General features: G+C 69.7%; 23 protein-coding genes and 2 pseudogenes. 16 read left to right on the top strand and 9 right to left on the bottom strand.

Annotated features, from left to right (window positions below; genetic code table 11):
* Window positions 1-17 precede the first annotated feature (17 nt).
* The 6 genes from mmsA to araA are packed head-to-tail and all read left to right on the top strand — an operon-like array spanning window position 18 to window position 7639.
* Window positions 18-1547 (top strand): multiple monosaccharide ABC transporter ATP-binding protein, encoded by a 1530-nt coding sequence (gene mmsA / locus ACTMTI_RS48455; protein WP_441127649.1) that lies wholly within the window; start codon window positions 18-20, stop codon window positions 1545-1547.
* A gap of 5 nt (window positions 1548-1552) precedes the next feature.
* Entirely contained in the window at window positions 1553-2812 is a 1260-nt protein-coding gene (mmsB, locus tag ACTMTI_RS48450; RefSeq protein WP_441127648.1) for a multiple monosaccharide ABC transporter permease, read from the top strand.
* 36 nt (window positions 2813-2848) lie between these two features.
* The gene (locus tag ACTMTI_RS48445) at window positions 2849-3865 is read left to right on the top strand and encodes a LacI family DNA-binding transcriptional regulator (RefSeq protein WP_441127647.1); all 1017 of its coding nucleotides are present in this window, start codon (window positions 2849-2851) and stop codon (window positions 3863-3865) included.
* Between the two features lie 59 nt (window positions 3866-3924).
* Window positions 3925-5544: a ribulokinase gene (gene araB, locus ACTMTI_RS48440; RefSeq protein WP_441127710.1), complete on the top strand. Its 1620-nt coding sequence runs from the start codon at window positions 3925-3927 to the stop codon at window positions 5542-5544.
* A complete protein-coding gene (locus ACTMTI_RS48435; protein ID WP_441127646.1) occupies window positions 5541-6188 on the top strand; it encodes an L-ribulose-5-phosphate 4-epimerase in 648 nt (215 codons plus the stop codon). The genes araB and ACTMTI_RS48435 overlap by 4 nt, the downstream gene beginning before the upstream one ends.
* Window positions 6185-7639: an L-arabinose isomerase gene (gene araA, locus ACTMTI_RS48430; protein ID WP_441127645.1), complete on the top strand. Its 1455-nt coding sequence runs from the start codon at window positions 6185-6187 to the stop codon at window positions 7637-7639. Before ACTMTI_RS48435 ends, araA begins: the two co-directional genes overlap by 4 nt.
* Here araA and ACTMTI_RS48425 read toward each other — a convergent pair.
* Window positions 7636-7980 (bottom strand): PLD nuclease N-terminal domain-containing protein, encoded by a 345-nt coding sequence (locus ACTMTI_RS48425; RefSeq protein ID WP_441127644.1) that lies wholly within the window; start codon window positions 7978-7980, stop codon window positions 7636-7638. The two genes, araA and ACTMTI_RS48425, sit on opposite strands and share 4 nt — an antisense overlap.
* A 79-nt stretch (window positions 7981-8059) precedes the next feature.
* Here ACTMTI_RS48425 and ACTMTI_RS48420 point away from each other — a divergent pair, with 79 nt between their 5' ends.
* Window positions 8060-9268, top strand: a complete 1209-nt coding sequence (locus ACTMTI_RS48420) for an FAD-binding protein (RefSeq protein WP_441127643.1) — start codon at window positions 8060-8062, stop codon at window positions 9266-9268.
* A 104-nt stretch (window positions 9269-9372) separates the two neighbouring features.
* Here ACTMTI_RS48420 and ACTMTI_RS48415 read toward each other — a convergent pair whose 3' ends face one another.
* Both ACTMTI_RS48415 and ACTMTI_RS48410 read right to left on the bottom strand, forming a co-directional pair.
* Window positions 9373-11271, bottom strand: a complete 1899-nt coding sequence (locus ACTMTI_RS48415) for a hypothetical protein (protein WP_441127642.1) — start codon at window positions 11269-11271, stop codon at window positions 9373-9375.
* Window positions 11268-12182 (bottom strand): hypothetical protein, encoded by a 915-nt coding sequence (locus ACTMTI_RS48410; protein ID WP_441127641.1) that lies wholly within the window; start codon window positions 12180-12182, stop codon window positions 11268-11270. Before ACTMTI_RS48410 ends, ACTMTI_RS48415 begins: the two co-directional genes overlap by 4 nt.
* A gap of 190 nt (window positions 12183-12372) precedes the next feature.
* Here ACTMTI_RS48410 and ACTMTI_RS48405 point away from each other — a divergent pair, with 190 nt between their 5' ends.
* The 4 genes and pseudogenes from ACTMTI_RS48405 (at window position 12373) to ACTMTI_RS48390 (ending at window position 15084) form a co-directional block, all read left to right on the top strand.
* A complete protein-coding gene (locus tag ACTMTI_RS48405; RefSeq protein ID WP_441127640.1) occupies window positions 12373-13470 on the top strand; it encodes a DUF6745 domain-containing protein in 1098 nt (365 codons plus the stop codon).
* 21 nt (window positions 13471-13491) lie between these two features.
* Window positions 13492-13896, top strand: coding sequence for a hypothetical protein (locus ACTMTI_RS48400; RefSeq protein WP_441127639.1), 405 nt, complete (start codon window positions 13492-13494; stop codon window positions 13894-13896).
* A gap of 92 nt (window positions 13897-13988) precedes the next feature.
* Window positions 13989-14576: pseudogene (locus ACTMTI_RS48395) on the top strand (aminopeptidase); the annotation flags it as partial.
* 100 nt (window positions 14577-14676) lie between these two features.
* The gene (locus tag ACTMTI_RS48390) at window positions 14677-15084 is read left to right on the top strand and encodes a DUF3224 domain-containing protein (protein ID WP_441127638.1); all 408 of its coding nucleotides are present in this window, start codon (window positions 14677-14679) and stop codon (window positions 15082-15084) included.
* Here ACTMTI_RS48390 and ACTMTI_RS48385 read toward each other — a convergent pair.
* Genes ACTMTI_RS48385 through ACTMTI_RS48360 form a run of 6 tightly spaced genes read right to left on the bottom strand, consistent with a single transcriptional unit; the run spans window position 15065 to window position 20522 of the window.
* Window positions 15065-16006 (bottom strand): nucleoside hydrolase, encoded by a 942-nt coding sequence (locus ACTMTI_RS48385; RefSeq protein ID WP_441127637.1) that lies wholly within the window; start codon window positions 16004-16006, stop codon window positions 15065-15067. The genes ACTMTI_RS48390 and ACTMTI_RS48385 overlap by 20 nt on opposite strands.
* Complete coding sequence (locus ACTMTI_RS48380; RefSeq protein WP_441127636.1) at window positions 16003-16752, bottom strand: glutamine amidotransferase; 750 nt, start codon at window positions 16750-16752, stop codon at window positions 16003-16005. Before ACTMTI_RS48380 ends, ACTMTI_RS48385 begins: the two co-directional genes overlap by 4 nt.
* Window positions 16749-17798 (bottom strand): phosphotriesterase family protein, encoded by a 1050-nt coding sequence (locus ACTMTI_RS48375; protein ID WP_441127635.1) that lies wholly within the window; start codon window positions 17796-17798, stop codon window positions 16749-16751. The genes ACTMTI_RS48380 and ACTMTI_RS48375 overlap by 4 nt, the downstream gene beginning before the upstream one ends.
* An 8-nt stretch (window positions 17799-17806) precedes the next feature.
* The gene (locus tag ACTMTI_RS48370) at window positions 17807-18811 is read right to left on the bottom strand and encodes an ABC transporter permease (protein ID WP_441127634.1); all 1005 of its coding nucleotides are present in this window, start codon (window positions 18809-18811) and stop codon (window positions 17807-17809) included.
* Window positions 18808-19548 (bottom strand): ATP-binding cassette domain-containing protein, encoded by a 741-nt coding sequence (locus ACTMTI_RS48365; RefSeq protein WP_441127633.1) that lies wholly within the window; start codon window positions 19546-19548, stop codon window positions 18808-18810. The genes ACTMTI_RS48370 and ACTMTI_RS48365 overlap by 4 nt, the downstream gene beginning before the upstream one ends.
* Complete coding sequence (locus tag ACTMTI_RS48360) at window positions 19545-20522, bottom strand: substrate-binding domain-containing protein (protein ID WP_441127632.1); 978 nt, start codon at window positions 20520-20522, stop codon at window positions 19545-19547. The genes ACTMTI_RS48365 and ACTMTI_RS48360 overlap by 4 nt, the downstream gene beginning before the upstream one ends.
* A gap of 144 nt (window positions 20523-20666) precedes the next feature.
* Between ACTMTI_RS48360 and ACTMTI_RS48355 the strand changes: the two genes are divergently transcribed.
* From ACTMTI_RS48355 to ACTMTI_RS48335, 5 genes and pseudogenes are all read left to right on the top strand, one after another.
* Window positions 20667-21665 carry a LacI family DNA-binding transcriptional regulator gene (locus ACTMTI_RS48355; protein WP_441127631.1) on the top strand — a complete coding sequence of 333 codons (999 nt, stop codon included), beginning with the start codon at window positions 20667-20669 and terminating at the stop codon, window positions 21663-21665.
* On the top strand, window positions 21662-22771 hold the full coding sequence (locus tag ACTMTI_RS48350; protein ID WP_441127630.1) for a M20 family metallopeptidase: 1110 nt from the start codon (window positions 21662-21664) through the stop codon (window positions 22769-22771). The genes ACTMTI_RS48355 and ACTMTI_RS48350 overlap by 4 nt, the downstream gene beginning before the upstream one ends.
* A gap of 132 nt (window positions 22772-22903) precedes the next feature.
* Window positions 22904-24283 carry an acetamidase/formamidase family protein gene (locus ACTMTI_RS48345; protein ID WP_441127629.1) on the top strand — a complete coding sequence of 460 codons (1380 nt, stop codon included), beginning with the start codon at window positions 22904-22906 and terminating at the stop codon, window positions 24281-24283.
* A 123-nt stretch (window positions 24284-24406) separates the two neighbouring features.
* Window positions 24407-24658 (top strand): hypothetical protein, encoded by a 252-nt coding sequence (locus tag ACTMTI_RS48340; RefSeq protein WP_441127628.1) that lies wholly within the window; start codon window positions 24407-24409, stop codon window positions 24656-24658.
* A gap of 133 nt (window positions 24659-24791) precedes the next feature.
* Window positions 24792-25102 (top strand): annotated as a pseudogene (locus ACTMTI_RS48335) (hypothetical protein); the annotation flags it as partial.

Below are 25102 nucleotides of genomic sequence, written 5' to 3'. Positions count from 1 at the left end.
CCTGAGCAAGGGGCATAATGACCGAGCACATCTTGCGGATGAGCGGGATCACCAAGACGTTCCCCGGCGTGAAGGCGCTGCAGGACGTCAACCTGTCCGTCCGGCGGGGCGAGATCCACGCCATCTGCGGCGAGAACGGCGCCGGCAAGTCGACGTTGATGAAGGTGCTGTCCGGGGTCTACCCGCACGGCGAGTACGAGGGTGAGATCACCTTCGAGGGCAAGCGCTGCGAGTTCGGCAGCATCCGCGACAGCGAGCACGCCGGCATCGTCATCATCCACCAGGAGCTGGCGCTCAGCCCGCAGCTGTCGATCGCGGAGAACATCTTCCTCGGCAACGAGCGCGCCAAGCGCGGCATCATCGACTGGAACCGCACCAACTACGAGGCCGCCGAGCTGATGAAGCGGGTCGGCCTGCGCGAGAACCCGACGACGCCGATCTTCGACATCGGCGTGGGCAAGCAGCAGCTCGTGGAGATCGCCAAGGCGCTGTCGAAGGAGGTCAAGCTCCTCATCCTCGACGAGCCGACCGCGGCGCTCAACGACGACGACTCCGCCCACCTGCTGGGCCTGCTGCGCGGCCTGCGGGACGAGGGCATCACCTGCGTGATCATCTCGCACAAGCTCAACGAGGTGACCGCGATCGCCGACGCCGTCACGATCATCCGCGACGGGCGCACGATCGAGACGCTGGACATGGAATCCGACCACGTGACCGAGGACCGCATCATCTCCGGCATGGTCGGCCGCGCCCTCGACAACCGCTTCCCGCCGCACGAGCCGACGATCGGCGACGAGGCGCTGCGCATCGAGGACTGGACCGTCTACAGCCCGAGCCAGCCCGGCCGGAAGGTCGTCGACGGGGCCGCCCTCACGCTGCGCCGCGGCGAGATCGTGGGGCTCGCGGGGCTGATGGGCGCCGGGCGCACCGAGCTGGCGATGAGCGTGTTCGGGCGGACGTACGGGGTGCACATCTCCGGCAAGATCTTCAAGGACGGCAAGCCGATCGAGATCCGCAACGTCCAGGACGCGATCGAGCACGGCATCGCCTACGCCACCGAGGACCGCAAGCGGTACGGACTCAACCTCATCGAGGACATCAAGCGCAACATCAGCGCGGCCGGGCTCAAGGGCCTGGCCAAGCGCGGCTGGGTCAACGAGAACGAGGAATACCGGGTCGCCGAAGAGTTCCACAAGAGCATGAACATCAAGGCGCCCAGCGTCAACAGCGTCGTCGGCAAGCTGAGCGGCGGCAACCAGCAGAAGGTCGTGCTCTCCAAGTGGATCCTGACCGAGCCGGACGTGCTCATCCTCGACGAGCCCACCCGAGGCATCGACGTCGGCGCCAAGTACGAGATCTACACGATCATCAACCGCCTCGCCGACGAGGGCAAGGCCGTGCTGGTGATCTCTTCTGAGCTGCCTGAGCTGCTCGGCCTGTGCGACCGCATCTACACCCTCTCGGAGGGTCGTATCACCGGCGAGGTGCCGCGACGGGACGCCACGCAGGAACGCCTCATGTATCTCATGACCAAGGGACAGGAGTAGCTCTGATGAGCAGCATCACGCCCGCCGACGTGGAAGTCGGCGCCAAGGGCGACGGAGGAGCGCCACGGCAGCCGGGACGGGTGTCGCTCGGCGGGCTGTCGCTCAACCTGCGCTCCAGCGGTATCTACATCGCCTTCGCGCTGATCATCGCGCTGTTCTCGGTGCTGACCGACGGCGCGCTGCTCCAGCCGCAGAACATCTCCAACATCATCGTCCAGAACTCCTACGTCCTGATCCTCGCGATCGGGATGATCCTGATCATCATCGCCGGGCACATCGACCTGTCGGTCGGCTCGGTGGTCGCGGTCACCGGAGCGCTGGCCGCCGTGCTCATGGTGAACATGGGCTGGCCGTGGCCGCTGGCCCTGCTCGTCACGATCGTGGCCGGCGCGCTGATCGGGGCCTGGCAGGGATACTGGATCGCCTATTTCGGCATCCCGGCGTTCATCGTGACGCTGGCCGGCATGCTGCTGTTCCGGGCGCTGACGCTGACCGTGCTGGGCAACCAGGGCATCGGCCCGTTCCCCGACCAGGTCCGCACGCTGGCCAACGGCTTCACCAGCGGCTATCTGGACAACATCGGCCTCGGCCCGCTCGGCGGCGCCGACCTGTTCAGCCTGCTGATCGGCGTCGTCGCGATCGCCGGCATGGCCACCGCCCAGTGGCGCACCCGTAACGCCCGCAAGGGCTATGGCCAGGCCGTCGAGCCCATGGCGCTGTTCGTACTGAAGCTGGCGGCCGGGGCGGGGCTGATCCTCTTCCTCGTCGTGCAGCTCGCCCGCTTCAAGAACCTGCCGTGGGTGCTGGTGCTGCTGGCGGTGCTGGTGCTGGCGTACTCGCTGATGGCCAACCGCACGGTGTTCGGCCGGCAGATCTACGCCATCGGCGGCAACCTGCAGGCGGCCGTCATGTCCGGCGTGAAGGTCAAGTCGGTGGTCTTCTGGATCTTCGTCAACATGGGCGTGCTGTCCGCCATCGCCGGCATCATCTTCGCCGGCCGGCTCAACCAGGCGGGCCCGACGGCGGGCAACAGCTTCGAGCTGGACGCCATCGCCGCGGCCTTCATCGGCGGCGCGGCCGTGCAGGGCGGCGTCGGCAAGGTGGTCGGCGCGATCACCGGCGGCCTGATCATGGCGGTCATCAACAACGGCATGTCGCTGATCGGCTCGCCCAGCGAGCAGGTCATGCTCGTCAAGGGCGCCGTCCTGCTGGCGGCCGTGGCATTCGATGTGTGGACCAAGCGCCGGGCAGGTGCCTCCCGCTGATCCCGTTAAGATCAGCCCAGCCGAAAGGAGAGACCGTTGACAACCCCCAAGCCCCGCCTGCCGGTCATGGCCGACGTGGCCAAGGAAGCGGGCGTGTCGCATCAGACGGTCTCCCGCGTGCTCAACGACCACCCGAACGTCCGGGCCGACACCCGGGCCCGCGTGGAGGCGGCGATCACCCGGCTGGGCTACCGCCGCAACCTGGTCGCCCGCGCCCTGGTCACCCGGCGGTCGCGGACGCTCGGCGTGGTGAGCTTCGACACCACGCTGTACGGCCCGGCCAGCACCATCTACGGCATCGAGCAGGCGGCCAGGAACGCGGGCTACTTCGTCAGCATCGTGAGCCTGAAGTCGATCGACGCCGACAGCGTGTGCGATGCCGTCGACTACCTCACCGAGCAGGGCGTGGACGGGGTCGTGGTGGTCGCGCCGCAGCACTCGGCCTCGCGTGCCCTGGAGAGCCTGCCGGCCGGCATGCCGGCCGTGGCCGTCGAGGGCACCACGCAGCGGACCGACGTGTCGGCGGTGTGCATCGACCAGATCGAAGGCGCCAAGCTCGCCACGCGGCACCTGCTCCAGCAGGGCCACGAGACCGTCTGGCACGTCAGCGGCCCGGCGGAGTGGCTGGAGAGCGAGGGCCGGATCGAGGGCTGGCGCGCCGCCCTCAAGGAGGCGGGCCGGCCCGTGCCCGAGCCGTTGGCCGGCGACTGGAGCCCGCGCGCCGGCTACGAGGCGGGCAAGAGCCTGGCCGCGATGGACGGCGTCACCGCCGTCTTCGCGGCCAACGACCAGATGGCGCTCGGCGTGCTGCGCGCGCTCAGCGAGATGGGCGTGCGGGTGCCCGAGCAGATCAGCGTGGTGGGCTTCGACGACATCCCCGAGTCGGAGTTCTTCTCGCCGCCGCTCACCACGGTCAGGCAGGACTTCGACGTGGTGGGCCGGCACTGCATCGAGGTGCTGCTGCGGCAGATCGACGCCGGCCCCACCGCGTACGAGCGCCTGGTCGTGAGGCCCAGCTTCGTGGTGAGATCGAGTACGGGCGCCGCGCGGTAGATGATGATGTGCATGCCCCCGGAAAATCCCTGGAGTTCAATGTGAACGCTAACAATTACGTGGTCGGAGTCGACTTCGGCACGCTCTCGGGGCGTGCGGTGGTCGTGCGCGTGAGCGACGGCGCCGAGCTGGGCAGCGCGGTCCACGAGTACACGCACCGTGTCATCGAGCACACGCTCCCCGGCTCGGACGTGCGGCTGGGCCCTGACTGGGCGTTGCAGTCGCCGCAGGACTGGCTCGACGTGCTCAGGATCGCCGTGCCCGAGGCCATCGCCGCCGCCGGCGTACCGGCCGAGCAGGTCATCGGCGTCGGCACCGACTTCACCGCCTGCACCGTGCTGCCGACCACAGCGGACGGCACCCCTCTGTGCTTCGAGACCCCCGCGGAGCCGCACGCGTGGCCGAAGCTGTGGAAGCACCACGCCGCGCAGTCGCACGCCGACCGGATCAACGACCTGGCCGCGCGCCGGGGCGAGAGCTGGCTGCCCCGCTACGGCGGCAAGATCTCCTCCGAGTGGGAGTTCGCCAAGGGCCTGCAGCTCCTGGAAGAAGCCCCCGACGTGTACGCCAGGACCGAGCGCTGGATCGAGGCCGCCGACTGGATCATCTGGCAGCTCACCGGCGTCGAGAGCCGCAACATCTGCACCGTCGGCTACAAGGGCGTCTTCCAGGACGGCGGCTACCCGTCCGAGGAGTTCCTCGCCGCGCTCAACCCCGGCTTCGCCGGCTTCGTCGGCAAGCTCGCCACCGGGCAGGTCGGTGACGAGGTCAACGGCGTCACGCTGGCCCCGCTCGGCGGCCTCGCCGGCCGCCTGACCGCCGCGGCCGCCGGGTGGACCGGGTTGCCCGAGGGCATCGCCGTGGCCGTCGGCAACGTGGACGCCCACGTCACCGCGGCCGCCGCCGACGCCGTCAGGCCCGGCCAGATGGTGGCCATCATGGGCACCTCCACCTGCCACATCATGCCCAGCGACCAGCTCGCCGAGGTGCCCGGCATGTGCGGCGTCGTACGCGACGGCATCGTGCCCGGCCTGTGGGGCTACGAGGCCGGGCAGTCGGCGGTCGGCGACATCTTCGCCTGGTTCGTCGACAACTTCGGGCCCGCAGGGCACGAACAGCTCACGGCGCTGGCCGAGAAGCAGGCCGTGGGCCAGCACGGGCTGGTGGCGCTGGACTGGTTCGGCGGCAACCGCTCGGTGCTCGTGGACCACAACCTCTCCGGCGTGATCATCGGCCAGACCCTGGCCACCAAGCCGGAGGACGTCTACCGCGCGCTCATCGAGTCCACCGCGTACGGCGCCCGCATGATCGTGGAGACGTTCGAGAAGTCGGGGGTGCCCGTCGAGGAGTTCGTCGTCGCCGGCGGCCTGCTCAAGAACCCCTTCCTCATGCAGGTCTACGCCGACGTGCTGCGCCGCCCGCTGTCGGTCATCGGCTCCGACCAGGGGCCCGCGCTCGGCTCGGCGATCCACGCGGCCGTCGCCGCCGGCGCCTACCCGGGCATCGAGGAGGCCGCGGCGGCCATGGGCCAGCGCACCGAGGCCGCGTACGTGCCCGACGAGGCGCGCGCCGACGCCTACGACCGGCTCTACGCCGAATACCGCAGGCTCCACGACTTCTTCGGAGACGGAAAGATGCTGCACACGCTGCGCGCGATCAGGAACGAGGCCCACGCATGAGAAAAACCGTCGCTGACCTCCATGCCGAGCTGGTCCGGTACAACTTGGTCGTCTGGACCGCTGGAAACGTTTCCGGCCGGATCCCGGGCGAAGATCTGTTCGTCATCAAGCCGTCCGGGGTCTCCTACGACGAGCTGACGCCGGAGAACATGGTCGTGTGCGACCTCGACGGCAACCTGGTGGAGGGCGAGCACGCGCCGTCCAGCGACACGGCCGCGCACGCGTACGTCTACCGCAACATGCCCGACGTGGGCGGCGTGGTGCACACCCACTCGACGTACGCCTCCGCCTGGGCCGCCCGCGGCGAGGCCATCCCCTGCGTGCTGACCGCGATGGCCGACGAGTTCGGCGGTGAGATCCCGATCGGCCCGTTCGCGCTGATCGGCGACGACTCCATCGGCCAGGGCATCGTCGAGACGCTCAAGGGCCACCGCTCGAAGGCCGTGCTCATGCAGAACCACGGCGTGTTCAGCATCGGCAAGGACCCGAAGGCCGCGGTGAAGGCCGCCGTGATGTGCGAGGACGTGGCCCGTACCGTGCACGTGGCCCGGCAGCTCGGCGAGCCGCTGACCATCGCCCAGGACGACATCGACCGCCTGTACGACCGCTATCAGAACGTCTACGGACAGAGGAGCCCGCGTTGAAGATCTGGTTTCTGACCGGCAGCCAGGGACTGTACGGCGAGGACACGCTGCGCCAGGTGGCCGAGCAGTCCCAGCGCATCGCCGAGCAGCTGCCCGTCCCCGTCGACTGGAAGCCCGTGCTGACGGACGCCGCCGCGATCCGGCGGATCATGCTCGAGGCCAACGCGGACGACTCGTGCGCCGGCGTGATCACGTGGATGCACACGTTCTCCCCGGCCAAGATGTGGATCGCCGGGCTCGACGCGCTGCGCAAGCCGCTGCTGCACCTGCACACGCAGGCCAACGTGGAGCTGCCGTGGAGCTCCATCGACATGGACTTCATGAACCTCAACCAGGCCGCCCACGGCGACCGCGAGTTCGGCCACGTGCAGACCCGCCTGGGCGTGCCGCGCAAGACCGTGGCCGGGCACGTCAGCGACCCGTCCGTGGGCGAGCGCATCCAGACCTGGGTACGCGCCGCCAAGGGCCTGGCCGAGGTGCGCACGCTGAAGCTGGCGCGCTTCGGTGACAACATGCGCGACGTGGCCGTCACCGAGGGCGACAAGGTGGAGGCGCAGCTGCGCTTCGGCGTCTCGGTCAACACCTACGGCGTCAACGAGCTGGTCGAGGCCGTGGACGCGACCTCCGACGCCGACGTGACCGCGCTGGTGAAGGAGTACGCGGAGCTCTACCAGGTGGCCCCCGAGCTGCTCGGCGAGCGCCACGAGTCGCTGCGCTACGCGGCCAGGATCGAGCTGGGCCTGCGCGGCTTCCTGGAGGCCGGCGGCTTCAAGGCGTTCACCACGAACTTCGAGGACCTGGGCGGCCTGCGCCAGCTCCCCGGACTGGCCGTGCAGCGGCTCATGGCCGACGGCTACGGCTTCGGCGGCGAGGGCGACTGGAAGACGTCCGTGCTGCTGCGCACGCTCAAGGCCATGGCGCCGGGCGGCACGTCGTTCATGGAGGACTACACCTACGACATGACGCCCGGCCAGGAGCTCATCCTGGGCGCGCACATGCTGGAGGTCTGCCCGTCCATCGCGACCGGCACGCCGTCGTGCGAGATCCACCCGCTGGGCATCGGCGGCCGGGAGGACCCGGTCAGGCTGGTGTTCGACGCCGAGCCGGGTCCCGGCATCGTGGTCGGCCTGGCCGACATGGGGGACCGGTTCCGGCTGGTGGCCAACGAGATCGACATCGTGGCGCCACCCCAGCCGCTGCCCAAGCTGCCGGTGGCCCGCGCGGTCTGGAGCCCCCGCCCGAACCTGCGCACGTCCACGGAGTCGTGGCTCACCGCCGGGGCCCCGCACCACACGGTGCTGTCCACGGCCGTCGGCAGGGAAGAACTGACCGACCTGTCCGACATGCTGGGCGTGGAGCTGCTGGTCATCGACGCCGACACGACGACCGAGCGGTTCACCAAGGAACTGCGCTGGAACCAGGCGTATTACCGCCTGGCCCAGGGCTTCTAGTCCTCGGAGGGTTTCTTGGGGGCGTTCCTGCGCTGCTCCTCGGCGCGCTCGCGGCAGCGGCGCAGGAACTCCTCGTCGTCATCGGGATTGGTGGCGGTGAACCGGCCGGGGCGGTCGTATTCCGGGAACGCGCTGGGCCGCGTCGCCGTCTCCGTCCGCTTCGGCCGGCCCGCCACCAGCCAGATGATCGAGCCCACCAGCGGGAACAGCAGCACGATGACCACCCAGGCGATCTTGGGCAGGTTTCGGCAGAGCACGTCCGGCGTGGTGATCACGTCGAAGAGGCAGTAGAGCCAGAGCACGAGCGTGGCCAGGCCGGCGGCCTGGGACAGATAGAGCACGGCACACCTCCGTCAGCGGCTCACGAAACTAGCGGTACCCGGGCAGGCTGACAAGGTGGCGCTGTGGGAAGGTAAGGCCGTGACGCTGATCAATTGGGCTGGAAACACCGCATTTCAGGCGAGAGACGTCCATCATCCCTCCTCGCTCGACGAGCTCCAGCGGCTCGTCGCGGGCAGCGACCGGGTGCGGGCGCTTGGCAGCGGCCACTCCTTCAACGACGTCGCGGACACCACCGGTGACCTCGTGGTGCTCGACCGGATGCCGGACGGGGTGGACATCGACGGCGCGGCCCGCCAGGTGCGGGTCCCGGCGCGCATGACGTACGCCCGGCTGGCCCCCATCGTCCATCAGGCCGGCTTCGCGCTGGCGAACATGGCCTCGCTGCCGCACATCTCCGTCGCCGGCTCGGTCGCGACCGGCACGCACGGCTCCGGCGACGCGATCCCCGGCCTTGCCGCGGCCGTCTCGTCGCTCGACCTCGTCACCGCCGACGGCTCCGTGCTGACCCTCTCGCGCGGTGACGCCGACTTCCCCGGCGCGGTGGTGGCGCTGGGCGCGCTCGGCATCGTCACCTCGCTCACCCTCGACCTGGTGCCCGCCTTCGAGGTACGCCAGTACGTCCGCGAGGGCCTGTCCACCGACGCGCTCACCGACTTCGACGAGATCATGTCGAGTGGCTACAGCGTCAGCCTCTTCACCGACTGGCGCGACACCCGCGTCTGGCTGAAGCGGACCGAGGAGCTGACCAGCCCCGACTGGTACGGCACCACCCCCGCCGACGGCCCCCGGCACCCGCTGCCCACCATGCCCGCCGACAGCTGCACGCTCCAGCTCGGCGTACCGGGCCCATGGCACGAGCGGCTGCCGCACTTCCGCCCCGACTTCGAGCCCAGCGGGGCAGGCGAGGAGCTGCAGTCGGAGCTGATCCTGCCCAGGGAGCACGCGGTCAAGGCGCTGCGGGAGCTGTACGCGATCGGCGACCGCATTCGCCCGGTCCTGCAGATCTCCGAGGTGCGCTCGATCGCCGCCGACGACCTGTGGCTCAGCCCCTTCCACGGGCGTGACAGCGTGGGCATCCACTTCACCTGGGTCAAGGACCTGGCCGGCGTGCTGCCGGTGCTGGAGCTGGTGGAGGAGACGCTGGCGCCGTTCGAGCCCCGCCCGCACTGGGGCAAGCTGTTCACCCGGTGGCCGTCCTGCCCCGACCGCTTCCGCTCGCTGGTGCGGCGGTTGGACCCGGCGGGCAAGTTCGGCAACGACTTCACCCGCGTACTGCTGGGGGAGTAGCCATGGCGGATGGGCTGCGCGCCGGGATGTAGCCCATCACCCGTCCGGCGGACCACTGGTGCACGACGCCGGAGCCCGGCCCGGTGCGGGCCGGGCCCGGCCGTTCACTCCTCGTCCTCGTCCTCGTCCTCGTCGTCCCAGTCGTCCTCCTCGTCGTCCCACAGGTCGCTGGGCTCCAGCGGGTGCTCGTCGTCGATGAGGGAGTCGTCCACCTCGCGCCGCCAGGCCTGGCTGTCCTCGGGATCGGCCCAGCTCAGCTCGGTGATCCTGGGAACGGGGATGGTGGCCCGCTGGTGGCCGACCATCCAGGAGTTGCGGAAGAAGTCGAACCTGAGGTGGCGGCAGCCGGCGGACTCGTTGTAGATGATCGGTGGTACGAGGAACTGCTCCACGCCGACCTTGGCCGCGACGACCACGTAGTCCTCGGGGATGGATTCGTCGTTCCAGCAGGCGGCGAAGTTGACCGGCGTGAGGGTGTTCTTGCCGAGCACGTGGATGAGGCCGTCCTGGATGACGAACCGGTCCGGGTCGAGGGCCACGTCCTCGCCGAGCATGAGGATCGGCGCGGGCAGGATGTGCGCCTGGGCGAAGGACTGGGCGTCGGTGTAGAGCTTGACGACCTCGTCGAAGCGCGTGGGGTCGAACTGCCCGGAGGTGTGGAACGGGCAGCAGATCGCGCCGTCGGGCTGCTCCGGCTCGGGGAAGAACGCGGACTTGTCCACCCGCGTCATGACCGAGTGGCCGTGCTTGTCCCGCAGGAACTCCGGGATCCAGGCGGCATCCTCGGCCTCGATCACCTCCGTCCGGCACAGCGCGCGGAACGCGGTGTCGCCGAGCTTGCAGTTGAAGTAGTCGAGCAGGGTGATGGCCGCGCACTCCGCCGGCGGCAGCGCGTCGGTCCTGGGGAACCAGAAGTCGTAGCCGTTGGTCACGAAGTGCACCCCGCGGAACTCTTTGTGCACGAAGGTCTCGCGGGCGGGGCCCTCGCCCCAGCCGTCCCAGTGGGCGGCGGCCACCTGGTTGTAGTACGCATCGGCGTGCCGGGCCAGCTCGGGCGCGAACACGCTCTCGCCGGTCAGGTAGCACGCCTTGCTGAACAGCGCGCCGATCTCCGGCGCCTCGGTGACCTCGCCGGCGGTGAAGATCAGCTCGGTACGCAGGAACACCTTGCGGCCGTCGCGGTAGGGGGCGCCCTCGTGCTCGTACCGCTGATCGAAGATCACGCACGTGAAGGCGCCGATCTCGCCGAGCGCGGCGCCGCCGACCAGGTCCAGCGCCGGCGAGCCCGTGCCGCCGGTCAGGTACAGCAGCAGCGTGTAGCGGGAGATGTGCCGGCGCGTCGCGTCGTAGTACGGCGTGTCCCGATGCAGGTGGAAGTTTGCGTCACCGGGCTCGAACCCGTTGCACCGGAACACCGGGTTCACGTGCGAGAACCCCTCCGCCACGGACGGCGGCAGCGCGTCGGCCACCGCCGCGGTCAACGCCTCGGCCAGCAGCGCCGAGTGGAAGATGAACCGTTCGCCGCCCCGGGAGGCGGCGTTCAGCGGCGGCACGTACAGGTTCATGTCGTCCAGCCGCGCCAGCCGGTCTCGGGCCTGCTCCGGCAGGCGCAGCGAGAACGAGTGCACCCCTTCGGCGTGCTCTGTCCGCCCGGTCAGCTCCATCTCCAGGGGTACGGCCTCGAGGAGGCGGTCCAGCGGGACGATGTTCTCGAACGTGCGGAACGACAGCTCGTGCGGATCCGCGAACACGGCAGCCAGGTACGGCGCGTCCGCGCTGGGCCGGGCGAACAGCTCCCGCACCCGCTCGTCGATGAGCTCGGCGTCGATGAAGCGCACGGCCTTGAACCGCGCCGACGGATGCCAGCAGACCTCCAGCCCGTCCACCATCGCGGCCGGTCCGGCGTCGGTCGCGTCCACCTCCGCCCGATACCGGGCGACCTCCTCGGCGGGGGCGTCCCCGGCCGACAGGGCGAAGAACCGGTCCCGAAGTTCGATGCTCACACGCACCTCCACATGCTCCGCAGCCCCGGCGGAAGATTCGCGGCCTGCGCCAGTTTCCGCACGCCGTCCTGGCCCACATCGGAGTCGTACAGCCACAGCCGGGTGAGGGACCCGGCGAACGGGGCGGCGAGCAGCGCCTGCGCGCCCGCCTCTCCGAGGTCGTTGTAGCGCAGGTCGAGCTCGGTCAGCTCCGTGAACCTGTGCAGCGACCGCACGCCCTCGGCGGTCACCCTGTTGCGCTGCAGGTGCAGGCGGCGCAGCCCGCCCAGGTGCGAGCAGGCCGCGAGCGCCGCCAGGCCGGTGTCGGCGATGCGGCAGTACCGCAGGTCGAGTGCCCGCAACCGGTCCGACGCGAACAGGGCGGCGAGGAGTTCGGCGCCGTCGAAGCCGACGCTCAGGTAGGACAGGTCGAGATGGGTGAGCCGCCCGAGGTCCAGCCCGGCGAGGGCTCGCAGGTCCAGGCCGCCCGGGCGCGGCTTGCCGCGGTCCACGGCCAGGTACGACTCCTCGTCGTCGTCCCAGTCGTCGTCCTCGTCCTCTTCAGCCGCCGCGTTCGAGGTGATCCTCAGCGTGGTGACGAACGGGGCGCGCAGCACCTGCTCCACGACCTCGCGGACATCGTCCGACCACTCGACGGCCACCTCCGTGGCGAAGCCGTACCGGCGCGACCGCACCCGCGCCCTGCCCGGCAGCCCGTCGTCCCATCGGTCCTCGTGCTCCGCGACGAGGTCGGCGATCTCGCGCTCCACGGCCGGCCGATCGGCGGGGCGGGTGCGTGCCAGGCGCTGCTCAAGGCGAATCAGCATGCCTCTGGCGTCGCCCTGCCGCAGCAGTCGGTCGCTGTACGCGTGCCACGCGGCGAAGTCGTCGGGACGAGCCCGTAATGATTCCTCGATGACCATGACTTCCATTCGAACGAATGTACGGATCATCATTGACATGTCAAGACAAAGCCCCGCTAAACTACCGCTGAAATGACCTTGCCCGCAGGCGTATCGCCCATCGGACGCGTGATCGCGGGCGTGGACAGCTCCGCGCGGCATGGTATGAATTGCGGCGTCCTGAGGCGGAGCCAGGCCGCCGGCATGGGAGGTCTCCACTGTGAGCGCACCGGCTTCGGCCCGTCCCGCGACCGACGAGCAGGACGTCCCCGCCGAGGGGAGGCAGGCGTTCGAGCCGGCCGCCCGCGCCTGCTACCGGCAGATCGGGGTCCCGTTCCCGGAGCGGGTCGTGTGGGTGCCCTCGCCGCTCGTCGGCGCGTTCGCCGCACCGATCGCCGCCTGCCTGGCCGCCGGCCACCGCAACCGCCGCGTCCTCGACTCGGTCCACCGCGCCGTGGACGGCACAGCCGGTGAGACGATCGGGCGGGCGGTGCGCGACGCCGTCCAGGCCGCGGCGGACGGCGTGGCAGGCGATCCGGTGCACGGGGCGGCGGCGACCGCCCTGCACGCCGAGATCGCCGCGACGGCGGACCCCGCGCCGCGCGGCACGCACACCGGCGCCCGGGCCACGGTCACCGAGGCCGCGGACGCGGTCGTGCGGCTGGCGGTGGACGCGGCGGTGGGCGGCGTGCGGCAGGACACGATCCGCGGCGCGATCCGCCTGCTGTGGCGGGCCTGCCTGCCGGGCCACCGGTCCGCGCCCGACGCCTGGTGGTGGTGGCCGTTCCGCGACTTCGTCCTGCTCTGCCCGCCCCCGGACGAGCTGCGCCAGGAACAGGTCGGCGAGGGCAACCTGGCCAGGCGCCGGCTCCACTGCCCCGACGGGCCCGCCGTCGCCTGGGCCGACGGGTTCGGGCTGTACTTCTGGCACGGCACCCACGTCCCCCGGACCGTCATCGACGACACCCTGACCGCCGACGAGATCATCCGCGAGCCGAACGCCGAGATCCGCCGCTGCGCCATCGAACGCCGCGGCTGGGACCGCTTCGTCATCGAGGCCCGCCTCGCCCAGATCGGGCCCGCCGCGCCCGACCCCGGCAACCCCGGCCAGACGCTCACCCTGCACGACGTCCCCCCGGGCGTCTACCCCACGAGCGTGCGCGTCCTGCTGTGCACCAACGGCACCGTCGAGCGGGACGGCACCCGCCGCCGCTTCGGCCTCACCGTCCCCGCCGACTGCACCGACCCCATCGAGGCCGCCGCCTGGACCTACGGCCTCACCCCCGCCCAGTACGCCCAGGCACAGCGCCGATCCTGACCTTTGAGGAGCCCTGAGAAGATGCCCACCATCGAGCAGGCCATCGCTACCTTCGGCGTCACCGTCGACGAGCACCTCGACCGGCAGGCCGAGATCCCCATCCTGTCCGGCCTGCAGTTCCAGGGCGACGTCGCCGTCGTGCCGGTCACCAGGGAGCCGGCCCGTACCCCGATCCCCGCCTCCGGCGTCCCGGTCGTCCGCGGCCAGGCCCAGGCCAACACCCACCTCCTGGTCGCGACCGGCGCGGTGTTCTTCAATCCTGACCAGTCCGGCCGCGCGCTGGTGCTCGGCGTGCTGACCGTCGAGGAGGGCGCTACCGCCTACCTCGCGCACCCCGAACACGCCTTCACCGGTATCGCGCCCGGCACCTACGAGCTGCGTCGCCAGCGCGAGCAGGCGGACCAGGTCCGGCTCGTCGCCGATTGAGGCCGGGGGCGGGCCACCGGCGAGGAGGGCCTGCCTTGGGTTTCCCGGGCCGTGGATGATGCGGTGGATGGTGGCGCGACGCCGACGCGGCCGAAGAAGGCTGGACGTTCAGCACTGTGGGCGGCATCGACAAGGCCTCCGAGAACGCGGTGATGGAGTACAAGCTCCGGTTCTGGATGCACACGCCAGGAGCGGCCTCGGCGAAGCTGCCGCCGCTCGAGTCGCCCGATGAGGTGCTCTACCAGCACCTCAAGCAGGTCCCGGGGTTCGGGTTCTTCGCCGACCAGACCCTGAGGCCGTTCTTGTCCGTCTTCTACCAGGCCGAACGGGAAATCGGGTGGCCAACCCCGTCGTTTCCACACCTGCGGCCGCTGCTGCGCCACCAGGACAGCTACCGGCCCAGGACCTACATGTCACAAGACATCCGGGTGAAGCAGGATCAGAGCGTGGTCCGCGACGTCGACCGGTGGGTCCGCATGCACGGCACCCGGCTGATGTTCGTCAACGGGGGCGACGACCCCGCGACCGCGGAGCCGTACCGGCTGGGGCCCGGAAGCCGTTGCTCGGCCGTGTACGTCGCGCCCGGTGTCCAGCATGACGTCTTCGGCGAGGTGATCGCTAAGCTGCCGCAGCACCAGAAGGGAAAGGCCATCGCCGACCTGCGGCGCTGGGCCCGATGAAAGGGCGTTGCGGGCGAACCCTGGGCCAGTTCGCGCCCGTGGTGGAGCGCCTGGCCGGTACCTGACAGGATCCGACAGGCACGACCGGCATGATGTGCTCATGACCGCAAAAGGAACGTTCGACACCGCCGGTTGGGACGCCAAGCCGCCCTTCGACGACCGCGACGGCGTCACGCTGGGCCTCGTGACCATGTCCAAGACCTTCCACGGGGACCTGACCGGCACCAGCGTCGTCACGATGATGGTGGCGACGACGCCGGTGGAGGACTCCCGCTCGTACGTGGCGCTGGAGCGCATCGAGGGCAGCCTCGACGGGCGGTCCGGCAGCTTCGTCGTCCAGCACAACGCGGTGAGCGACGCCGGCGAGCAGTCGCTGCGGATCTCGGTCGTGCCGGACTCGGCGACGGGCGAGCTGCGCGGCCTCAGGGGCGAGATGGACGTCATCATCGCCCCGGACGGCGGCCACTCCTACACCTTCGACTACCGCCTCAGCGCGCCGGGAAGTTGACCCGGGCGATCGCGTCGATCACCCGGTCCCAGAAGCGATCCCGGTCGAGGGTGAGCGCCACTTTGGCGTTGGGCGGGTGGCCGAGGTAGGAGTGCAGGTCGACGACCGTCGCGCCCAGGGTGTGCGCGCCGTGCAGTTCGATCGCGACGTGCGCGTCGACGCAGGCCACGAGCGTGGGGTCGATGACACGTGCCACGGCCACCGGATCGTGCAGCGGCGGCGCGGCGAAACCCCACAGCCGCCGGTAGGTCGAACCGAAGAAGGTCATCAGGTCGGCGCAGATCCGCCCGAGTTCGGTGTCCAGTCCGAGGAGCCGTGCCACCACGTCCTCGGTGACGAGCGCCTGGTGCGTGACATTGAGCCCGCAGAACGTGATCGGCACGCCGCTGCCGAGCACGATGGCGGCGGCCTCGGGGTCGACGTAGATGTTCGCCTCGGCGTACGGAGTGACGTTGCCGCGCTCGGCGGAACCGCCCATCAGCACGATCTCCCGGATCCGCGCGGCGTCCTCGGGATATCGGGTCAGCAACAACGCCACGTTGGTGAGCGGCCCGGTCGGCACCAGGGTCACCGGCTCGCCGTGCCCGGTGAGGATCCGGTGCATGAGCTCGACGGCGTGCTCGTCCACGACCTCCACCGTGGGCTCGGGGAACGCGGGCCCGTCCAGGCCGGACGCGCCGTGGACGTCGTCGGCGATGCGCAGCGGCCGGATCAGCGGCCGCGCGCAGCCGGCGGCGATCGGCACGCCCTCGATGCCGGCGACGGTGCACACCCGCCGGGCGTTCAGCGTGGTCTTCTCCAGCGTCTGGTTGCCCGCGACGGTGGTGATGGCGAGCAGGTCGATCGCGGGATCGGCGGCCGCCAGGATGATGGCGATCGCGTCGTCGTGCCCGGGGTCGCAGTCCAGGATGACGGGGGTCACAGCTCGCGCCCCAGCCACCGGCAGGCGTTGCTGAACAGCACCGCGTAGCCCGCCCAGTCGACGAACTCCTGCGGACACCAGTGCGGTGCGATGTCCGAGGCCCAGGCCAGCGTCCGGCCCGCGCCCACCTCGCGCACGGCCAGCAGCGGGTCGCCGTTCACCTCGGCGAGCACCTGCGCGTCGTCCTTGACTCCGAACCTGTTGTAGCCGAGCAGGAAGGGCCAGGGACCCTCCACATCGGACAGGATCCTGTGGTCAGGGGAGCGCACCACCGGGTCGGCCCCTTCGGGCGTCTCCACCCGGTCGTCATGAGGTGCGATCACGCTGGGCAGCACCGCGTCGACCGGCGTGCGATGGTAGAAACCCTTGCCCTCGAAGCCCTGGAAGCTCAGATAGCCGCCGGCCATCGCGAGCCCGCCCCCCGCCTCCACCCACTCGGCGAGGACCTTCAACCGGTTCGGTCTGCGCTGCCCGTCCACCCAGGTGGCGGGGTGCAGCAGCAGGCTGTTCGCGCCGATGTCGGAAAGGATCACCACGTCCCACTCCGACAGTTCCCGGACGCTCGACGGGAACCTCTCGGGTACGTCGTGCGCGGGCAGATGGGTCACCGCGATGCCGTTGCCCGTCAGCGCGTCGCGCAGCGGATCGATGCCGGTGTGGAAGGTGACCGAGGTGAACGAGTCGAAGCCCTTGTAGTGCGTCGCCTCACTCACCCACGACTCTCCCGCGACGAGAACACTGGTCATCTGTCGGCTCCCTTCGCCGCGCCGCGGAACACGGCCGCCGGGTTGTGCGTGAGCAGCCGATCGAGGTCCGCCGTGGCCAGGCCGTGCCGGCGCAGCCGGGCGGAGAAGCTCGTCAGCACATGGTCGTATCCGTAGCCGCCGTAGCGGGTGAGCATGGTCTTGAGGAACACGTCCCCCGACAGGAGCAGCCGGTCGCCGTGGCCGGCCGCGATGAGCGCCGTGATGGCACGGGCGTTGTCCTCGTCGGCGGGGGATTGGGCGTCCTGGTCGGCGAAGTAGAACTCCAGCCCGATCATGTCGTATTCGAGCCAGGCGCCGCGCTCGGCGAGCGCGTGCTGGTAGGCGGCGTCGTACAGGCTCGGATTCAGGTGGCACAGGACGGTGGCGCCGAGGTCGGCGCCTTCTTCGGCCACCACGTCGAGCACGCGGTGACCGTGCCGCTCCCAGCCGGGCAGGTGCACCGACAGCGGCAACCCGGTCCGCCTCTGGGCGCGGGCCGCGCCGCGCAGCACCTTCTCCTCGGCCGCGGTGAACGCGGCGGAGACGCCGATCTCGCCGATGATCCCGGGCCGGACGCCGTCGACCCCGTCGCGGATCTCCTGCTCCAGATGCCCGGCCACGTCCTCGGCCGTCATCCCGGCGACCTCGGGGGGATGGCTGGACTCCAGGTAGAAGCCGCAGCCCATCACGATCCGCAGCCCGGTGCCGCGGGCGATCCGGACCAGCCCGGCGGGATCGCGGCCGATGCCCGCGCAGGTCTGCTCCACGATCGTGCCGCCCCCGGCGGCGGCGAACCGCGCGGCCTCCGCGGTCGCCAGTCCGACGTCGTCGAGGCGGCAGTTGTCGCGCGACAGGAACGGATCGTTGCGCAGCCGCCCGAGGAACTCCATCCGCAGGGGAGCGCTCGCGATCTCGTGTCCCTCGGCGTCTTCGGGCGCCGGCGGATTCCAGCACGACGTGCAGTCGTTGAGCAGGTGCTCGTGCATCAGCGTGACGCCGAGCTCGCTCACGTCGACCGGCCCGGTCACCGTCATCACCGGGCTCATGGCCCGGCTCATGGTTTGGCCGCCGTGAACCGCGCGAACAGCTTGGTGTTGGCCAGGATCGCGGCGAGCAGGATCGCGCCCTGCACGATCTGCACGTAGAACGGGCTGACGTGCGCCAGTTGCAGACCGTTCTCGATGAAGCCCAGCGTGAGCACTCCGAGCACCGTCCCGAGCACGCTGCCGCGCCCGCCGAACAGGTCCGTCCCGCCGAGCACCACGGCGGTGATCACGGTGAGCTCGAAGCCGATGCCCTGGTTGGACGATCCGCTGCCGAGCCGCATGGCCACCAACACCCCGGCCAGCGCGGCGGCGACCCCGGCCAGCACGAACACGACGAGCCCGACCAGCCGGACGTTCACCCCGGCACGCCGCAGGGATTCCTTGTTGCTCCCGAGGCCCACGACGTACTGGCCGAACGGTGTCTTGGTGAACACCACCCAGGCCGCGACCGCCACGGCGATCGCGATGAGGGCCTGAAGCGGGATGCCGGCGATCCGGCCCTGACCCAGGAACCCGACCCAGTTGTCCTTCGGTATCGAGATCGAGTAGCCGTTCGTCGAGCGCAGCGCGACACCTCGGATGATGCCGAGTGTCGCGAGCGTGACAATGAACGCGGGAATTCCCTGATAGCAGGAGAACCAGCCGTTGAAGCCGCCGATCGCGGCGCCCATCGCGATCACGATGAAGAACGCCGCCGTCGGGCTCACCCCGGCCGAGAGCAGGATGCCGAGCAGCGCGCCGGACAACGCCAGCACCGAACCGACGGACAGGTCGATGCCGGCGGCGGTGATCACGAACGTCATCGCGACGGCGACGATCAGTGCCGGGCTGTTCTGCCGCAGCACGCTCAACACGTTCCCGGCGCTGAGAAAGGTGTCCGCGGCGAAGGCGAACACGACCAGCACGACCAGCAGCATCACCGCGATCGCCACGGTCTGGACGTGCATTCCCAGGAAGGCGTGCGCACGCGCGGACCGCGTGGTGACCACGCGCCCGTTGACGGCCTCACTCATGCGACCTCCCGTCCGACGATCTCGGCGACCAGTTTGTCCAGGCTGGTTTCCGCCGCGTTCAGGTCGGCGCGCACCGTGCCCTCGTACATCACGCTGAGCCGGTCGCAGACGCGGAACAGATCCTGGAGCCGGTGGGTGATGAGGATGACGCTCACGCCGCGCGCCGAAACCGTGCGGATCAGCTCCAGCACGGTTTCCACCTCGGTGACCGCGAGCGCGGCGGTGGGCTCGTCCAGGATCAGCACCTGCGGGTCGAACGACACCGCCCGCGCGATGGCCACCGCCTGCCGCTGCCCGCCGGAAAGGTTGCGCACCAGGACGTTCGTCAGCGGGATCCGGATGTTGAGCGCGTCCAGTTGCCTGCGTGCCTCGGCGTGCATCCGGCGCCGATCGAGGAACAGGCCACCGCCCGATCGCGGCTCGCGACCGAGAAACAGGTTGCCCGCCACGTCGAGGTCGTCGCACAGCGCCAGATCCTGGTAGACCATGCCGATCCCGGCGTCGCGCGCCTCCTTGGGCGTGGTGAACGCGGCACGCGCGCCGTTGACCCGGATCTCGCCGGAGTCGGGGATCACCGCCCCGGCGAGGATCTTCATCGCGGTGGACTTGCCGGCGGCGTTGTCGCCGACCAGCCCGAGGACCTCGCCGGGCCGGACCTGGATCGTGATGCCCCGCAGGGCGTCGATCATCCCGTACCGCTTACGGACGTCGACCAGTTCGACGCGGTATTCCGTCACTTGAAGACCGCCCGGTAGGGGTCCACGTTGGACTTCGTCACGATGGTGACAGGGACGTCGATCCGCTTGCCGACCTGGCCGCCGCTCACCAGCGTCTTGGCCGCCTCGACGGCCTTCATGCCCTCGGTCTTCGGGTCCTGCTGCACCACCCCGGCGACGAAGCCGGCGTCGATGCCGTCGATGGCCTGCTTGGTCAGATCCCAGCCGAACACCTTGATCTTTTCGGCCGTGCCCGCGTTCTGGATGGCCGCCACGGTGCCGAGCAGGGCGGGCTCGCCGGTGGCGTAGATGACGTTCATGCCGGGCTGTGCGGTGAGCAGGTTCTCGGCCGCCGTCGCGGCGCCCTCCTGAGTGTTCTTGCCGTCCACCGTCTGTACGATCTTCGCGCCGGCCGCGGTCACCGTGGTGCTGAAGCTGTCCTTGCGGGCGTTCTGGATGAACGAGTTCAGCGCACCGACGATGCCGATCTTGGGTTTGATCGCGTTCTGCTTGGCGTAGTCGTTGACGAATTCGCCGATCTGCCGGCCCGCGGCCGTGTTGTCCACACCCACCTGCACGTTCACCGCCGGGTCGTCGACGATGGCGTCCACCGCGATCACCTTCAGGCCGGCCTTGCTCGCCTCCTCGATCGCGGGCTTGATGCCCTCGACGTCGATCGCGACCACGATCACCGCGTCGTACTCCTGCTGCACGAAGTTCTGCACGGCCTGGTTCTGCTGCACCGAGTCGTCGTTGGCGTTGAAGATCGTCAGCTCCACGCCCTGGGCCGCGGCCGCGGCCTGCGCGCCCTCGTTCATCTGGTTGAAGAAGATGGCCTGCTGGTTGATCTGCACCAGGCCTACTTTGATCTTGCCGTCGGCGCTCGCGGTCGCGGCGGCGGGCGTAGCGCTGGTGGGCGTGTCATCGCGCGAGCAGGCGGTCAGGGTGAGGGTCATCGCGAGCGCGATGGCGCCCGCCTTCCAGGTGTTTCGCATGGTCACTCCACGGCAGGCGGCTGGCAAACGTTTGCCAGGAATTGCAGCGTATGAACGGAAATTGTCTGGCGTCAAGATTGCATACTGGTTAAACTGTCGAGAAAACGTTTGCCAGAAGCAACCGCATGACAGGTAGGAGAGTGGATGGCGACGATCCACGACGTCGCGAAGCTGGCCGGGGTGTCGACCTCGACGGTCTCGCGCGTGCTGTCGCGCTCGCGGCCGGTGAACCCGGAGTCCGCCCGCAAGGTGGTCGCGGCGGCCGAGCAACTCGGCTACCGCTACAACGCGGTCGCCCGCGCCCTGCGCACCAACCGGTCCAACACGATCGGCATGCTCGTCCCGCAGATCTCCAACCCGTTCTTCCCCGCCTTGGTCGAAGCCGTCGAGCGGCGGCTGCAGCGCGAAGGGCTGGAGTTGTTGCTGTGCGATTCGCAACGCGACGTGGACGTCGAAGCGCGCAGGCTGCGAACGCTGGTGGAGCGCCAGGTGGACGGCATCATCATCAGCCCGTACGACTTCACCGGCAGCATCCCCGCCGTCTCCGGCGTGATCGGGCAGATCCCGGTGATCCAGGTGGACCGCCGGGTCGACGGGACCTTGAGCGACTGGGTCGGCGCCGACGACTGGGCGGGGCTCGCTCAGGTGATCGACCTGCTGGTGTCGGTCGGCCGGCGGCGACTGGTGTTCGTCAGCTCCGCACACACGAACTACTCCGGGCGCGCCCGCTCGGACGCCTTCGACGCGGCCCTGCGGCGTCACGGTCTGGAAGCCGCCCGTACCGCCTTGCTCGGCAGCTTCGAGGTCGAATGGGGACTCGAAGCCGCGCGGCGGCTGATCGGCGACCTGGACACGGTCGACGGCATCGTGTGCGGCAACGACGCGATCGCTTTGGGGGTGCTGCGCGGGCTGCGGCAGGCCGGGGTACGGGTGCCTGACGACGTGGCCGTCACCGGCTTCGACGACATCACCTTCGCGGAGATCTCCGACCCGCCGCTGACCACCGTGCGCCAGCAGTGGGACGTGATGGCCGACGAATGCGTACGGCTCCTGCTCCAACCGGACACGTACGGTCCCCGTAGCATCGCGATCGCGCCTACCTTGCAGATCAGGGAATCGACCCCGAAGCCGGAGGCGCCATGACGGACGTAGTCGCCCTCACCCGTGGCCTGGTCGGCCTCGACACGGTGGGCAAGGCGGAGAGCGAAGCGCTGAAGTTGCTCGCTCCGCTGCTGGAACAGGCCGGGTTCACGGTCATGATCAGCGAGCACGAACCCCGGCGCGGCACTCTCGTCGCCGAGTGGCATACCGGCCTGGACGTGCCGCCGCTGTGCCTGTCCGGGCACCTCGACACGGTGCCGCTCGGGTCCGCGCGATGGGAGCACGACCCGTCCGGCGACCTCGACGGCGACCGCCTCTACGGCCGGGGCGCCAGCGACATGAAGGGTGGCGTGGCGGCGATCGTGCTCGCCGCGACCAGGATCGCGGCCGCCACGCCGACACGGGCTGGGCTGCGGCTCGTGCTGACCGCCGCGGAGGAAACGGGCTCACTGGGCGCGCGGCACGTGGCAGGGTCGCTGCTCGAAGGGCCGAGCGGTCCCCTCGTCATCGCGGAACCGACGGGCAACGCCGTGGTCCACGGGCACAAGGGCGCACTCTGGCTGGAGGCGCTCGCCACCGGTGTCACCGCGCACGGCTCGATGCCTTCCTTGGGGGACAACGCCATCTACAAGCTGGTCCGGGCGGTGTCCAGGTTCGAGGAATACCGGTTCGAGGCCGGACCTCACCCGATCATGGGCGCGCCGACTCTGAACGTGGGCACCATCCAGGGTGGCCTGAACACGAACTCCGTGCCTGACCGGGCGGTCGCCACCGTGGACATCCGCACGATCACGGGTCAGGACCACAGGGAGGTCGAGGCATCGCTGTCCCGTGCGGCCGGTCCGGACGTGCGGCTGCGCCCGCTGGTGGACCTGCCGCCGGTGTGGACCGATCCGGAGGACGAATGGGCGCGGTCGGTTCGCGAGATCGTCCGGCAGGTGACCGGGCGGGCGGATGAGCCACGAGCGGCGACGTATTTCACCGACGCCTCGGTGCTGACCCCCGCCCTCGGATCCGTCCCTACGGTGATCTGCGGCCCCGGGGAGGCGGATCAGGCCCACGTAACCGACGAATGGTGCTCGGTGACCAAGCTGGCCGAATCAGTCGAGATCTTCGAGCGGATCTGCGCCGATTGGTGCGGGATCTGAGCCACGAAACCGGCGCACACGAAACCGTCCTCTCCGAAACCCCACGCACACAGGGATGTAACCGGCCTCCTACACCATCAGTTGCGGCCTACCCCTCGGCACATTCGGAGTGCGAGGGTCGCAAGGAGAATCATGAAAGTGCCGAAGAGTCCCAGCGACGTGCGCGACGCCCTGATCTCGAGACTGGGGCGACGGAATTTCCTTCGCGCGGCAGCGGTCGTGACCGGGACAGGCGGGAGCCTGCTCGGCTCGCGCGCCGCCTTCGCCGCGACCACATCGACGTCCGCCGCGCCGGCGGTGACGCTCCCTCGGGAGATCCTCCAGCCCTGCAAGGGCCCCATCGATGGCAAGCACTACCTGCCGTCGGTGGTCGAGCAAGTCCGGTGGGGGTACGTGCCGGCGCTGAGCAGCCCGTCAGTGCTCCGGATGAAATCAGGTGAGACGGTCACCATCGACTCGGTCTCGCATGAAGGCCTCCTCGAAGACCAGGGGCGTGACCCGGTCGCCTACTTCGGCGAGCACGGAGTGCCTCGGGCGAACGTGCTGCAGGACGCGATCGCGATCGCCCGTGACTATTCGCGAACGGTCCGCGACTTCAACGTCGACGGGCCGCACGTCGTGACAGGGCCGATCCATGTGGACGGTGCGCAGCGGGGCGACGTGCTCAAGATCGAGATCTTGACGATGCTGCCGCGAGTGCCATACGGCGTCGTGTCGAGCCGGCACGGCAAGGGTGCGCTGGCTCGGACGCCGAACGGCGGCGCGCCGGACGGGATCACTCTCGACGAGGTCATGCCGCCCGTGGCGACAGACGGACGGCCTACGGGCGACCCGGCCCGCTACGGCAACGTGTCGGTGTTCACGCCGGTGCGCCGAGGGCGCAAGGGTGTGCCGAGCGGCGTCATGAAGCGCGGAGACTCCGGCGAGGTGACCTTCCCGCTGCGTCCGTTCATGGGGATGATGGGGGTCGCCTTCGCGTCCGCGGACCGGCCGACCGATCCAGCACTCAACTCGATCCCTCCCACCCTCGGTGGCGGCAACATCGACATCAACCTGCTCGGCGTGGGCGCGATCTTCTACCTGCCGGTGTTCACCGAAGGGGCTCTTTTCTACACTGGCGACCCGCACCACGCGATGGGCGGTGGCGAGGTGGCGCTGACCGCGATGGAGGGATCGCTGCGCGGCACGTTCCGGCTCACTGTCTGCAAGCCCGGCTCCGGCGACGCCCCTTCGGTCGCCTTCCACTACCCGTTCGCCGAAACGCCACAGGCGTGGGTCCCGATCGGGCTGTCCGACCCCGACGGGTCCCAGAACGGGCAGGCGAACGACCTTGACGTCGCCATGCGCCGGGCTGTCGTCAACGCGCTCGACTTCCTCGAACACGACCATGGCATGGATCGCGCCGTCGCCTACGCCTACCTGTCCGCCGCTGCCGATTTCGAGGTGTCACAGGTGGTCGACCGGACTACCGGAGTGCACGGAGTCATCCCCAAGGAGCATTTTTCCGATTGAGCGAGTACGCGGGGTTCCCCACCCCGGCTAGTTTCAGGATCATTTCACAGAGCCCGTGAGGCCTCACCACGTTGCCCGTGGTAGGAGCCCATGTCGGCGTACGGGGCTGAACCAGATCTTGCGGTGCCCGGGCAAGCGCTGGCTGACAATGACTACGACGTCGAGGTCGACGGTGCGACCGTCGCCACCCTGGTGACCCCGGGCCGGACCACGTACTGGGTCAACGGCCTCATCCCCGGCGTACACCGCGTGCGACTGGTCAAACGTACCGAGAGCCCGTGGGCCACGAGTGCCTTCGGCGGCTTCGTTGCCACCCCGGGTGGTGCGATCCTCGGCAAGCCCGCCCCGCGCCACCGGCAGATCGAGTTCATCTGAATTGTGGCGCGGAGACCCGGTCCTTCAGGACCGGGAGGAATCGCCACCCCTCCTTTCGAAAACAGTATGGAAAAGCTTGGTAACAGTAAGTAATATGTGCGGTGAGTGAGCCTGGAGTGACAGGAGGTGTGCGGTGGCGATCCGCCGCTCTGCCGCCAAGCGGCAAGGCCTGCCTTCGGTGGTGCAGTTCCGGCTCGCACCCACCCTGGCCCAGGCCGACGCCCTGGCCGCGGCGGTGCTGGTGTGCAATCAGGCGGCCACCGTCGTCTCCCGCCTGTCCTGGCGGCAACGCACCTTCACCGTGGTGGAGCTGCACCGGCTCACCTACTACGACGTGCGCGCGCAGGTGGCCGGGCTGGGCGCGCAGGCGGCCGTGCGGGCCATCGCCCGGGTGGCCGGCGCCTACGCCAACCGGCGCGCCACCAAGAAGCGTGCTCACATCTT

This window comes from Nonomuraea sp. H19 (assembly GCF_052068215.1).
GTDB lineage: Bacteria > Actinomycetota > Actinomycetes > Streptosporangiales > Streptosporangiaceae > Nonomuraea.
The sequence above is the reverse complement of the archived record's forward strand: the minus strand, read 5'-3'. Positions and strand labels throughout refer to the sequence as shown.